The sequence below is a fragment of the Micromonospora sp. U56 genome (assembly GCF_018070095.1).
Lineage (GTDB): Bacteria > Actinomycetota > Actinomycetes > Mycobacteriales > Micromonosporaceae > Micromonospora > Micromonospora purpureochromogenes.
The window spans coordinates 1-13,073 of sequence record NZ_JAGPYL010000156.1; the positions used below are offsets into that span (position 1 = coordinate 1).

General features: G+C 75.2%; 8 protein-coding genes. 5 read left to right on the forward strand and 3 right to left on the reverse strand.

The genetic code is table 11. The features are described 5' to 3' along the window. Positions 1-27: 27 nt before the first annotated feature. Positions 28-2,517, reverse strand: a complete 2,490-nt coding sequence (locus KBX37_RS30760; RefSeq protein WP_210779369.1) for a glycoside hydrolase family 2 protein — start codon at positions 2,515-2,517, stop codon at positions 28-30. Positions 2,518-2,928: 411 nt separating this feature from the next. Here KBX37_RS30760 and KBX37_RS30765 point away from each other — a divergent pair, with 411 nt between their 5' ends. Further along, positions 2,929-3,948, forward strand: coding sequence for a LacI family DNA-binding transcriptional regulator (locus KBX37_RS30765; RefSeq protein WP_210779370.1), 1,020 nt, complete (start codon positions 2,929-2,931; stop codon positions 3,946-3,948). A 28-nt stretch (positions 3,949-3,976) separates the two neighbouring features. Here the strand turns inward: KBX37_RS30765 and KBX37_RS30770 are convergent, their stop codons facing one another. Then, the gene (locus tag KBX37_RS30770; RefSeq protein WP_307849280.1) at positions 3,977-6,562 is read right to left on the reverse strand and encodes a sensor domain-containing phosphodiesterase; all 2,586 of its coding nucleotides are present in this window, start codon (positions 6,560-6,562) and stop codon (positions 3,977-3,979) included. 215 nt (positions 6,563-6,777) lie between these two features. On the opposite strand from KBX37_RS30770, the gene KBX37_RS30775 reads away from it, so the two are divergent. Next, a complete protein-coding gene (locus tag KBX37_RS30775) occupies positions 6,778-7,152 on the forward strand; it encodes a PH domain-containing protein (RefSeq protein WP_210779372.1) in 375 nt (124 codons plus the stop codon). A gap of 6 nt (positions 7,153-7,158) precedes the next feature. Here the strand turns inward: KBX37_RS30775 and KBX37_RS30780 are convergent, their stop codons facing one another. Continuing rightward, positions 7,159-8,085 (reverse strand): 2-hydroxyacid dehydrogenase, encoded by a 927-nt coding sequence (locus KBX37_RS30780; protein WP_210779373.1) that lies wholly within the window; start codon positions 8,083-8,085, stop codon positions 7,159-7,161. 162 nt (positions 8,086-8,247) lie between these two features. On the opposite strand from KBX37_RS30780, the gene KBX37_RS30785 reads away from it, so the two are divergent. The 3 genes from KBX37_RS30785 to KBX37_RS30795 all read left to right on the forward strand — a co-directional run bounded on the left by KBX37_RS30785 (position 8,248) and on the right by KBX37_RS30795 (position 13,027). Beyond that, positions 8,248-10,071, forward strand: a complete 1,824-nt coding sequence (locus KBX37_RS30785; protein WP_210779374.1) for a SpoIIE family protein phosphatase — start codon at positions 8,248-8,250, stop codon at positions 10,069-10,071. Positions 10,072-10,141: 70 nt separating this feature from the next. Next, complete coding sequence (locus tag KBX37_RS30790; RefSeq protein WP_210779375.1) at positions 10,142-11,317, forward strand: sorbosone dehydrogenase family protein; 1,176 nt, start codon at positions 10,142-10,144, stop codon at positions 11,315-11,317. A gap of 123 nt (positions 11,318-11,440) precedes the next feature. Continuing rightward, the gene (locus KBX37_RS30795) at positions 11,441-13,027 is read left to right on the forward strand and encodes a metallophosphoesterase (RefSeq protein ID WP_210779376.1); all 1,587 of its coding nucleotides are present in this window, start codon (positions 11,441-11,443) and stop codon (positions 13,025-13,027) included. The last annotated feature ends 46 nt before the right edge of the window (positions 13,028-13,073 follow it).

The following is a 13,073-nucleotide window of genomic DNA, read 5'->3' on the forward strand; positions in this document are numbered from 1 at the left end:
GTCACCCCGGCCGGCCACCCACGCCCCTCATGCCCGCACGCCTTCCCCAGGCGGTCGGGGCGGTTCTGCTCGCCCGACGATGTCGTTCACGCAGCGCAGCACGGGCCGGGCGGTCAGCGCCACCGGGTCCAGTGGCCGCTCGGCCGACACGGTGAAGGTCGTCGACTCCCCCGGCAGCAGGGTGACCAGCGCCCGGTCGACCTCGGCGGACGGGTCGAGCCGGTCCGGGAAGAGGGTCAGGTCGCGCAGCACCGTCCGGGCGGTCACCCGGACCCGCTGGCCGTCGTCGCCCGGCGCGACCGTCGCGTCGAAGCGGGCCGCCGGCCAGTCGACCTCCCGGTCCTCGGCGAAGAACCAGAGGGCCCGCTCGGCAGTGTCGCCGGCCTCGGCGACCAGCAGCTCCCGGCGGGCATCCTCCGGCTCGGCCAGGTCCGCCGGGAGCGCCAGCACCACCGCCGAGTACGCCGGGACGTCCAGCGGGTACGCCGTCTTCGCCCTCGGCTCACCGGCCAGGGTCAGCCGGGTGACCGTCGCCGGGGCCGGCCACGGCTCGCCGGTCTCGTTCACCGCCACCAGGGCCAGCCCGCCGTCGCGGGGCTGGACGGTGAGCAGCCGGTCCGCGTACGCCCGGCGTAGCGCGTACCAGAGCGGCTTGCGGCGGCCGTCGCCGTCGATCGCCGACCACGAGGTCACCGGCCAGCAGTCGTTGAGCTGCCAGACGATGGTGCCGGCGCAGACCTCCCGGTGCGAACGGAAGTGCTCCACCCCGAGCTGGATGGCCCGCGCCTGGTTGAGCTGGGTGAGGAAGTGCCAGTCGTCGAAGTCGTCCGGCTCGGGCAGGTGGGCATCGAGTCCACGCTGGAGCTTGGCGTCGCCGTCGGTGGCCTTCTGGTGGTGCGCCATGCCCGGCGAGTCGGGCGCCAGGGGCTCGTCGGTCAGCGCCCGGCGCAGCGTCGCGTACGCCGCGGGTGCCTGGTAGCCGAACTCGGCGACGAAGCGGGGCACGTACTCGCGGTACTTCGTGTAGTCGTCGGTGTTCCAGACGTCCCAGATGTGCATGGTGCCGTGCGCCGGGTCGTTGGGGTGGATCTCCTCGCTGCCCGACCACGGGCTGCCCGGCCAGTACGGCCGGGTCGGGTCCAGCTCGCCGACGATCCGGGGCAGCAGGTCGAGGTAGTAGCCCCGACCCCAGGTGCGCCCGGCCAGCGGCTCCTGCCAGTCCCAGTCGTACCAGCCCCAGATGTTCTCGTTGTTGCCCGTCCAGAGCACCAGCGACGGGTGGGTGGCCAACCGGGTGACCTGTTCGGTGGCCTCGGCGGCCACCTCGGTGCCGAACGGCTCCTCCTCCGGGTACGCCGCGCAGGCGAAGAGGAAGTCCTGCTGCACGAGGATCCCCAGCTCGTCGGCGAGGTCGTAGAAGTCCTCCGACTCGTACCGGCCACCGCCCCAGACCCGCAGCAGGTTCACCCCGGCTCCGGCGGCCTGGTCGAGCCGGTGCGCCAGCCGGTCCCGGGTGATCCGGCTGGGGAACGGGTCGTCGGGGATCCAGTTGATCCCGCGGACGAAGACCGGGGTGTCGTTGACGTGCAGGGCGAAGGGGGTGCCGTGCGCGTCCGGGGTGGTGTCGAGGCGTACCGACCGGAAGCCGATCCGGCGGGACCAGGCGTCCACGGTCCGGCCGTCCGGCGCGCAGAGCGTGACGTCGAGCCGGTGCAGCGCCTGCTCGCCGTACCCCCGGGGCCACCACAGCTCGGGGTCGCGGACGGTGAGGGTCGCCACCGCCGTGCGCTGCCCCGCCGGAACGACGGCCTCGACGGCCGCGCCGGCGACGGCGGCCCGGACGGTCAACGGGGTGACCGCGACCCGCTCCACCTCGACGTGCAGTTCGACCCGTCCCACCCCGCCGACGACGGTGACCAGCGGCCGGACGGTGGCGAGCCGGGCGGTGGACCAGGCGTGCAGGCCGATCTCCTGCCAGATGCCGGCGGTGACCAGGGTCGGTCCCCAGTCCCAGCCGAAGTTGCAGGCCATCTTGCGGATGAACTGGAACGGCTCCGGGTAGGCGTTCGGCCGGTCGCCGAGGGCGTCCCGATGCCCTTCTGCGTAGCGGTACGCCGAGTCGAACCGGACGGTCAGCGTGTTCGCCCCCGGGCGCAGCAGCGCGCCGACGTCGAACCGGTGGCCGCGGTGCATGTTCTCGGTGCGGCCGACCTCGACCCCGTTGAGGGTGATCGTGGCGACCGTGTCGAGGCCGGCGCAGACCAGGTCGACCTGCTCGTCGTCGCCGGGCCGCCGGTCGAAGGTGGTCTCGTAGACCCAGTCGGTGCGCCCGATCCAGGCCAGCGTCGTCTCGTTGTCGTCGACGAACGGATCGGGAATCAGCCCGGCCGCCAGCAGGTCGGTGTGCACGCAGCCGGGCACGGTGGCCGGCACCGCCCGGCCGGCGATCCCGTCCGGCACCTGCGGCCCCGGTACGGCCCGCAGCGTCCAGCCCTCGTGCAACGTCTGCCGGGTCACGACTTCACCGCGCCTTCCATGATCCCGCGGACGATCTGCCGGCCGCCGATGACGCTCCCGGCATCGAGAGACGTTGACTGAACCGAATAAGTGAGGCCACCGTACGGGCCGGATTCAGCACTGTCAACGGCCCGGTTAACGGGGCGCCCGTCCCGGTAACCGAAGTGCGCCCTTGGGAGCGCGACCATGCGTCTTGAAGCGCTCTCTCACGCAACTTGACCCGACCAAGGGGGTGGCGGGGGCGGGCGGGTCAGGTCGTACGCTTAACCGCGCAAGTGATCGTTCCGCAGGTCGGCTGTCCGCCGATCCGGCGGGGCGTTCGCCCGACCGGGTCGGGGTAGCGTGAGGGCCGCCGGTGATCCCGGCGCCGTGGGACCGGCCCGGGGGCCGCGAGGATTGAGGAGCACGCCGGTGAAGCGGCCGACCATCGCCGACGTCGCGCGACGTGCCGGGGTGTCCAAGGGCGCGGTGTCGTACGCGCTCAACGGGCAGCCGGGCGTCTCGGAGGCCACCCGTCAACGGATCCTGGCCATCGCCACCGAGATCGGGTTCAGCCCGAGCAGCGCCGCCCGCGCGCTCTCCGGCGCCACCGCCAACGCGGTCGGCCTGGCCCTGTGCCGGCCCGCCCGGATACTGGGCATCGAGCCGTTCTTCATGGAGCTGATCAGCGGCGTCGAGGCCGAACTCTCCGCCCGGTCGTACGCGCTCACCCTCCAGGTGGTGGCCGAGCAGGAGGCGGAGATCGCGGTCTACCGCCGCTGGTGGGCGGAGCGGCGCGTCGACGGCGTCTTCGTCTGCGACCTGCGCACCGACGACCGGCGGGTGCCGGCCCTGGAGGAGCTGCAACTGCCGGCCGTGGTGATCGGCGGACCCGGCCACACCGGCAGCCTGGCCAGCGTCTGGTCGGACGACGCGGCGGCGCTGGTGGAGACGGTCGAATACCTGGTCGCCCTCGGGCACCGGCGGATCGCCCGGGTGGGCGGCCTGCCCTCGCTGCTGCACACCGAGATCCGTACCGACGCCTTCGCCGAGGTGTGCCGGCGGCTCGGGCTGGCCGACGCCGTCACCGTCTGGTCCGACTACACCGGCGAGGAGGGCGCCCGCGCCACCCGCCGCCTGCTCAGCTCCGCCAACCGCCCCACGGCGGTGATCTACGACAACGACGTCATGGCGATCGCCGGGCTCTCGGTGGCGCAGGAGATGGGGCTGGCCGTCCCCGGCGACCTCTCGATCGTGGCCTGGGACGACTCGCCGCTCTGCCAGCTGGTGCACCCGCCGCTGACCGCGCTCGGCCGGGACATCCCGGCGTACGGCGCGCACGCCGCGCGGCAACTGCTGGCGGTCATCGCCGGCGAGCCGGTGAGCGGCCTGCAGGACGAGACCGCCCACCTGACCCCGCGCGGCAGCACCGCACCGCCCCGGATCAGGTGAACCGGTTCAGCATTTGCTGACAGGGCGGTCAGCGGGAGGCGGACGGGAACTCCTCGAAGTACGCCTCCACCCGCTCCGCCGTGGCCGGCCGGGCCAGCGCGAACCCCTGCCCGTACGGGCAGCCGGCCCGCTGTGCCCGGTCGACGTCGGCGTCGGACTCCAGCTCCTCCACCACCACCGAGAGCCCGAGCCGCTCGCCGAGGCTGACCACCACGTCGATCAGCGGTCGCTGCGGGTCGTGCGCCGACCCCACCAGCTGCGGCCGGACCTTGAGCAGGTCGATCGGCAGCCGGCGCAGCTGGGCCAGGGAGGCGTGCTCGGCGCGGAAGTCGTCCAACGCGGTGCGCACCCCCAGCGACCGCAGGCCGGCCAGCCGGGCCACCACGGTCGGCAGGTCCCGGCCGATCCGGGGCTCCGCCACCTCGACCACCAGCCGGTGCGCCGGCACCCCGTGCCCGGCCAGCGTGGCGGCCACCCCGGGCAGGAAGTCCGGGGCCAGCAACTCCCGGGTGGTCACGTTGACCGCCATCCAGAGCTCCCGGCCCCCCGTCGACCAGCTGGCGAGCTGCCGGCAGGCCCGGTCCAGCACCCAGCGTCCCAGCTCGCCGACGAGGTCGAGGTCCTCGGCCACCGGCAGCAACTCGGCCGGCAGCACGGTGCCCAGCACCGGGCTGCGCCAGCGCAGCAACGCCTCGGTACCGACCGGCTGTCGGTCGGCCAGCCCCACCACCGGCTGGTAGACCAGGTCCAGCTCACCCCGGGTGGCCGCGCCGGGCAGCTCCCGCTCCAGGTCCAGCCGGCGGACCAGCTGCTCCTCCAGGTAGGCGTCGTACCACTCGACCCGGTTCCGGCCGAGCTGGACGGCGCGCCGCCGGGCCAGGTCCGCCTGCCGCAGCGCGTCCTCCGGCTCGGTCCCGGCCAGCTCCGCCAGGCCGACGCTCACCCGCAGCCGCACCATCGATCCGGGCGTCGGGCAGGGCTCGGCGAGCGCGGCCACCAGCCGACCGCCCAGCGCGTACGCCGGCACCGGACCGGCGTCGGTGAGCACGGCGAACTCCTCGCCGGCCACCCGGGCGACCAGGTCGTGCGGGCCGACCACGTCGCGCAGCCGGCGGGCGGCCGTGAGCAGCAGGCCGGCCGCCGCCGACGGCCCCGCTCCGTCGGTCACCGCGCCGAGGCCGTGCACCTCCAGCAGCAGCAGCGCGCCCGAGCCGTCGCCCCGCGCACCGAGCGCCCGCATCAGCTCGCGCCGGTTGGCCAGGCCGGTGAGCTGGTCGCTGGCGGCCAGCCGGTGCAGTTCGCGTTCCAACCGACGCCGCTCGCCGATGTCGCGCACGTGCAGCACCACCGCGTCGACCTCGGGCACCCCACGCAGGTCGCTCACGGTCGACTCGGTCTCCCGCCAGCCACCGTCGCCGGTGGCCATCCGGGCCACCAGCAGCAGCGGCTCCTGGCCACCCCGGGGCGCGGCGAGCCGGCCGAGCGCGCCCGGCGCGTCGTCGGGGTGCAGCAGCTCGACCAGCCGCCGGCCGCGCACCTCGTCGTCGCGCAGCCCGAACCACCGGGCGCCGGCCGCTGAGAGCCAGCGCACCCGCAGCTCGTCGTCGAGCAGCAGGATCAGGTCGCGGCCACCGGAGACCAGCGCCCGGAAGTGCGCCTCCCGGGCGGCCAGCCGGCTGGCCCAGTGCCGGTTGTCGGCGGCGGTGATCAGCTCCCGCCCGACCAGCGGCGGGATCACCGCGAGCCCGAGCAGGACGGCGGTCGGCGTGAAGCTGCCGACCGCCCAGAGGTGGTACCCGGCGGCGAGGGTGGCCACCGCGGCCGGCGCGGTCACCCGGGGCCAGGCCGGCGGCGGACCGGTCCCCAGGGCCGGATCCCCGGCCGACACCCGCGCCATCCCGGCGGCGGTGAACAGGGCACCCGCCAGCAGCGGCGCGACCGCGGTCAGCGTCGCCACCGCCGGCGCCCGGTAGGCCAGCAGCACCACCAGGTCGGCCAGGCCGAGCAGGGCGGTCGCCGCCCCGGCCCGACAGAGCGCCGCACCCGGCCGACGGCGCCGCTCGGCCAGCGCGCTCACCAGCAGCACGGCGAGCCCGCCCGCACCGAGCACCGTGACGGCGCGGGCCAGCGGGGGGACGTCGCCCGGCGGCAACAGCACCCAACCGGCGAACAGCAGGGCGGTGCCGAGCCCGAGCACGTCGACGGTCCGGCGCAGCCGGACCCGGGGCGCCAGCCGGGAGTGGCCGGGGAGCAGGAGCAGGCCGCCGCCGTACAGCAGGGTCGCGGCGGCCAGCCCGTGGGCCGCGACGCTCGCGCGCTGCTCCCCGGCGGCCAGCGGCAGAACGGCGACGGTCAGGCCGACCACCAGCACGGCGGCGTCGAGCAGCGCGGCGGCCCGCCGGCGACGCGGCGTCCGCCGGTCCCGGCCGCCACCGGCGGCGGCCTCCCGGGAGAGTCGGACACCGGCCAGGGCGCAGCCGGCCGCGCCGGCCAGCGTCGTGGCGGCCAGCGGTGGCAGCACGCCGGCCAGGGCGGCGGTGGCCAGCAGTGCGGTCGCCGCCAGCAGGGCCGCCACCGCGGGTGCGGGGCGGTGGACCAGGTACGCGTGAGGCACGACGGTCGCCTTCGTGAGGGGGACACGGGGCGGTGCGGCGATGCGGGCGGGACGGGACACCGGACAGATATCCGACACCACCCACCACCCCGGCAACGACGGATCCGAGCGTCGGTTACGGCCGCACGCAGTGACTCATGTCACTGCCGAATGAAGCCGGTCACCGTCCACCGCCCGGGCGGAGCGGGGCCGTGCCGGGGTGGGATCATCGGAGGGTGAGTAGCGCCGACACCATCCGCTTCCGGTACAACCAGGCCATCCTGGTCGCGGCGATCGTCGCCTTCATCGGCGCCCTGCCGCTGGCCACCGCCGAGTGGTACCTGCTGCCGGTGCTGCTGATCCCGCTGGCCGTCGCGGTCTGGGCGTGGCGGGCGGGCACCGACGCCGACCGGCGGGAGCTGCGGCTGCGGGCCGTGGCCGGCAGCCGCCGGATCGCCTGGGACCGGGTCGTCGAGCTGACCGCCGACTCCCGGGGCCGGGCCGTCGCCCGCCTCGACGACGGGCAGGAGGTCATGCTGCCCGCAGTGCGCGGCACGGACCTGCCCCGGCTGGTCTCCGCCACCGGGCAGCACCTGCCCGGCGAGCGCTGAACCCGCTCAGTAGCCGTCGGTCACCGTGTTGACCAGCGGCTCCCCCGCGGCGAACCGCCGCAGCTGCGCACCCACCAGCCGGTACGCCCGCGGCAGCAGGCCGCGTACCGAGCCGGCGACGTGCGGGGTGAGCAGCACGTTGGGCAGCTCCCACAGCGGATGGTCGGCGGGCAGCGGCTCGGGATCGGTGACGTCCAGCGCGGCCCGGAGCCGGCCGCTGGACAGCTCCCCCACCAGCGCCTCCGTCCGGGCCACCGGGCCCCGGGCCGCGTTCACCAGCAACGCGCCGTCCGGCATCGCGGCGAGGAAGGCCGCGTCCACCATGCCCCTGGTCTGCTCGGTCAGCGGCACCAGCAGCACCACCACCTCCGCCTCCGGCAGCAGCCGGGGCAGCTCGTCCACCCCGTGCACGCCGTCGGCCGGGCGGGCGGTGCGGGCGACCAGCGTGACGGTGACGTCGAACGGGGCCAGCCGGGCGTGCACCGCCGCGCCGATCGAGCCGGCGCCGACGATCAGCACCCGCTTGCCGGTCAGCTCGTCGGTCGGCGCGACCTCGCCGTACGCCCACTCCCGGCGGGCCTGGGCCCGGGCCATCGCGGGGAACCCGCGCAGCTGGGCCAGGATCGCGGTGAGCACCCACTCGGCGGTGCCGGCGTCGTGCACGCCCCGCGCGTCGCAGAGGGTCACCCCGTCCGGCACCTGGCCGACCCAGGCGTCCGCCCCGGCGGAGAGAAGCTGGACCACCGCCAGGTCCGGCAGCCGCGCCAGCATCGCGGCGGTGTCCCCGGCGGCCAGGAACGGCGGCACCCAGAACTGGACTCCGGCCGGGTCCGACGGCGGGCGTCCCGGGTCCGTCCACGCCTGGACGGTGACGCCCGCGGGCGCCTCGCCGAGCAACCCGACCCCGGCCTCGTGCGGAATCCATACCTTCACGTCCGCCGACGATAGCGACCGCGACCCGACCCGGTCCGGCGGACCGGCTCATCGGGGGCGGGCGGCGGGCGTCACCACCCGTGGGCGGCACCGCCGCCTGCCGGGTATAACCGAGGGTCGGAGCGCAACCGGGTGCCCCGCACGTCCGCAGACAGGTGGCCGATGACCGAGCGCTCCCCGCACCGTCGCGGTCCGCTGCCCGCGGTGGACATCCCCGCGCTGAGGGACCCGGCGCGGCTGCGCGCGCTCGCCGAGACAGGCCTGGACGCCGAACCCGACGAGGCGTTCGACCGCTTCGCCCGGCTGGTGAGCGACCTGCTGGAGGTGCCGGTCGCGCTGGTGTCGCTGGTCACCGGCGAACGGCAGTTCTTCCCGGGCGCGGTCGGCCTGCCGGAGCCGTGGGCCGGCCGTCGGCAGACCCCGCTGAGCCACTCGTTCTGCCAGCACGTGGTGGACATCGAGATCCCGATGGTGCTGCCCGACGCCCGGCTCTACCCCCGGGTGTGGAACAACCTGGCCATCGCGGAGCTGGGCGTGGTCGCGTACGCGGGGATGCCGCTGACCGACCTGGACGGCCGGGTGCTCGGCTCGCTCTGCGCCATCGACAGCAAGCCCCGCGCCTGGACCGCCGACCAGCTGCGTACCCTGGCCGATCTCGCCGCCGCGTGTTCGTCGGAGCTGCAGCTGCGGATCGCGCTCGACGGCGCGGAGGAGGCCCGGCGGCGGGTCGAGGAGGCGCACGAGCGGCTCAAGCTGCTCTCCGCGCTGAGCGAGACCCTGACGGGCACCCTCGACGTGGCCACCGCGGTGGACCGGCTGACCGCGGCGGTGGTGCCGCTGCTGGCCGACTGGGCGCTGGTGACGCTGGTCGACCGGGCGGGTGCGCCGCGCCGGGTCACCGCCCTGCACCGGGACCCGGGGCGGGCCGCCCAGGTCGACCGCTTCGCCGAGCTGATGACGACCGGTCTCGGCCCGGAATCGATCACCCGTACGGTGCTGCGCACCGGCCAGCCCGTGCTGGGCAGCGCGGCCACCCTGGACGACGTCCGGCGGGCCACCACCGACCCGGAGATGGTGTCGCTCGCCGACCGGCTCGGCTTCGCGTCGCACCTGTCGGTGCCGGTGCCGGCGCCCGGACGCGGTGCGGTGGTCGGCTGCGTGACGCTGATCAACGCCCCGGGGCGGCGGCCCTTCGACGACAGCGACCTGCACATCGCCCTGGAGATCGGCCGGCGGGCCGGCCAGGCACTCGGCAACAGCTGGATGTACGACGAGCAGCGGCACGTGGCCGAGGTGCTCCAGCACAGCATGCTGCCGGTCCTGCCGGAGAGCCCCCGGGTCGAGCTGGCGGCCCGCTACCAGCCGGTGGCGGACCGGGTCGAGGTGGGCGGGGACTGGTACGACGCCTTCGTCCAGCCCGACGGCGACCTGGTCGTGGCGATCGGTGACGTCGCCGGCCACGACATCGAGGCCGCCGCGACCATGGGCCAGCTGCGCAACCTGGTCCGCGGCAACGCCTTCGGCCGGACCGACCCGGTGGACGAGCTGATGACCCGGCTGGACCGGGCCATCTCCGGGCTGCGCATCCCGGCCGCCGCCACGGCCACCCTGGCCCGGCTGCGTCCCGACGAGGCCGGGGGCCTGACGGTGAGCTGGTGCAACGCCGGGCATCCACCGCCGCTGCTGGTCGACGCCGAGGGCGTGGTCCGGGTCCTCGGCGGTCGGCGCGAACCGCTGCTCGGCTTCGCCCGGCCGATCCCCCGCAGCAGCCAGGAGACCACCCTGGCGGCGGGGGACACGCTGCTGCTCTACACCGACGGCCTGATCGAGCGCCGGGACCGCTCCATCGACGAGGGGCTGGCCGAGCTGCTGAGCCGACTCTCCGGCACCGGCGCGCTCCCCCTCGCCGAGCTGTGCGACCTGCTGCTCACCTCCTCGGACCGGCGCGAGGACGACGTCGCGCTGCTCGCCGTCCGGGTCCGCTGAGCGGGTCGCGAGGTCCTCGACCGTCGCCGGTGGGCCGGAGAGTCCACATTCGCGGGCTAGGCTGGGCCGGGTGAGCGCCCGTCCCCCGTACCCCCGCACCGGCCGCCGTCGCGCGGCGCTGGTGGCGTCCTGCGCGGCGCTGCTGCTGGCCACCTCCGGGTGCAGCTTCGGCCCGCCGGAGCCGGACCCGGCCGGCGAGCCCCCCAACCTGCCCACCCCGTCCGCGTCGGCGAGCGCCGGCGGCGCCGGTCAGGAGGTGGTCGCCACGGTCCTGGCCAAGGGGTTGCGGGTGCCGTGGGGGATCGCGTTCCTGCCGGACGGCGGCGCGCTGGTCACCGAGCGGGACAGCGGGCGGATCCTCAAGGTCGGCCCGGAATCCGGCCCGGAGGGGCTGCGGGTCGCGCCGGTGCAGACCGTGCCGGACGTGGCGGCCGGCGGCGAGGCTGGGCTGCTCGGCATCGCGGTCTCCCCGGCGTACGGCAAGGACGAGACCGTCTTCGTCTACTACACCACCGAGCGGGACAACCGGGTAGCCCGGCTGAAGCTCGGCGGCACGCCGACGCCGATCCTCACCGGCATCCCGAAGGCCGGCAACCACGACGGCGGCGGGCTGGCCTTCGGCCCGGACGGGCAGCTCTACGTGAGCACCGGTGACGCCGGCAACCGGGACTTCGCGCAGGACCGGAAGAGCCTCGGCGGCAAGATCCTGCGGATCACCGCGGACGGCAGACCGGCGCCCGGCAACCCGTTCCCCGGCTCGCCGGTGTGGTCGCTGGGGCACCGCAACGTGCAGGGCATGGCCTGGGACGCCGGCAAGCGGATGTACGCCACCGAGTTCGGCCAGAACACCTGGGACGAGGTCAACCGGATCGACAAGGGCGCCAACCACGGCTGGCCCACCGTCGAGGGGCAGGCCGGCGACAAGCGGTACGCCGACCCGATCGTGCAGTGGCGCACCACGGAGGCGTCCTGCTCGGGGCTGGCCGCGACGGGCCGGTTGCTGGTCACCGCCTGCCTGCGCGGCGAGCGGCTGTGGCTGGTCGAGCTGACCGACACCGGCACCGTGCTCGGGCAGCCCCGCCAGCTGCTGACCGGCCGGTACGGTCGGCTGCGCGCGGTGGCCGCCGCCCCGGACGGCTCGCTCTGGGTCTCCACGTCCAACCACGACGGGCGGGGCGAGCCGGCGCCGGAGGACGACCGGCTGCTGCGGCTGGTCTTCGCCGACGGTGGTGCCGGGCGTAGCTGAGCACCGGCCGAACGGCTGTCACCAGCCGCCGGGAGGCGCGACACACCGGGAGTTTCGGCGCGGAACGCGCCGCCCTCCGCGGGGTTTACCAAGATCCATCATTGGGCAGGTCAGAATCTCAGCATGGACGGTGGGGAGAACGAGCAGCGCGGGCCCGGGGACGAGGACACTCCCCCGGCCCGGCGTGAGCGACGCTGGCGGCCCGGGCGGGACCGGGCCGGCCGGTCAGGCCGGTCAGGCCGGTCGGGGTGGGCCCGGCGGATGGGCGTGGTGCTCGCCGTCCTGACGGTGGCGCTGGCCGGGGCCGTGATCGGGGTGCTGGCCGGCGGCCGGGTGAACACCGACATCGGCCCGTTCCGGGCCAGCCTCACCCTCGCCCCGGCGGTCAAGGGCAGCACCACCGTCGACGTCCCGCCGCTGGGCGCGCTCCAACTCGACAGCCACGACGGGCCGACCCACCTGACCGTCCGGCTGGGCGCGCTGGACCAGCGCAAGACCGAGGCGCTGATCGACGACCCCGCCAGCATCAACCGGGCCAGCCTGTCGGCGGTCGAGGACGTCCGCGACGGCGTGATGCGGCTCGGGCTGCGTACCGCCGGGTCGGCCGTGCTGGCCACGCTGCTGCTGGCCGGGCTGATCTTCCGGGACGTCCGCCGCACCGCGTGGTCCACCGGGCTCGCGCTGGCGGTCACCGCCGGGAGCCTGGGACTCGCCGCGGGCACCCTGCGCCCCCAGGCGATCGAGGAGCCACGGTACGAAGGACTGCTGGTCAACGCCCCGGCGATCGTCGGCGACGCCCGCCGCATCGCCAACGACTACTCGCGCTACGCCGAGCAACTGCAGCGCATCGTCGGCAACGTCAGCCAGCTCTACACCACGGTCTCGGCGCTGCCGGTGTACGAGCCGGCGCCCGGCACCACCCGGGTGCTGCACGTGTCGGACATGCACCTCAACCCGACCGGCTGGCAGCTGATCCGCACCGTGGTGGAGCAGTTCGACATCGACGTGGTGATCGACACCGGCGACATCACCGACTGGGGCAGCGAGCCGGAGGCCTCCTTCGTGGGCTCGATCGGGCTGCTGAAGAAGCCGTACGTCTACATCCGGGGCAACCACGACTCCTCGCGCACCGCCGCGGCGGTGGCCCGGCAGCCCAACGCGATCGTGCTCAACAACTCGACCACCACCGTCGCCGGGCTGACCATCGCCGGGATCGGCGACCCCCGGTTCACCCCCGACAAGGAGACCTCGCCGGCCGGCAGCGGCCTGACCAAGCAGGTCGCCGAACAGGTGATCGGGGCCGGTGAGCAGCTCGCCGCCACGGTCCAGCGGTCACCCCGACCGGTGAACATCGCGCTGGTGCACGACCCGGCCTCGGCCGGCCCGCTCTCCGGCACCTGCCCCCTGGTGCTCGCCGGGCACACCCACGCCCGGCAGGTGTCCAAGCTGCCGCAGCAGCTCGGCAAGCAGTCCACCCAGTTGATGGTGGAGGGCTCCACCGGCGGGGCCGGGCTGCGCGGTCTGGAGGGCGAGAAGCCGACCCCGCTGTCGATGACCGTGCTCTACTTCGACCAGCGGAAACTGCTCCAGGCCTACGACGACATCACGGTCGGCGGCACCGGGCAGGCGCAGGTCAACCTGGAACGCCACGTGGTCAAGGAGCCGGCGCAGGGCGCCCCGGTCCCCGTCACCCCCACCCCGACCCGCTGACGGTCCCGGCGGTCGGCGGCATGTCGTGGCGTCCCCGCGACGGGAC

Coding starts and splice junctions, on each gene's coding strand:
- KBX37_RS30785 (WP_210779374.1), top strand. CDS start 8,248: ATGACCGAGCGCTCCCCGCACCGTCGCGGTCCGCTGCCCGCGGTGGAC.
- KBX37_RS30795 (WP_210779376.1), top strand. CDS start 11,441: ATGGACGGTGGGGAGAACGAGCAGCGCGGGCCCGGGGACGAGGACACT.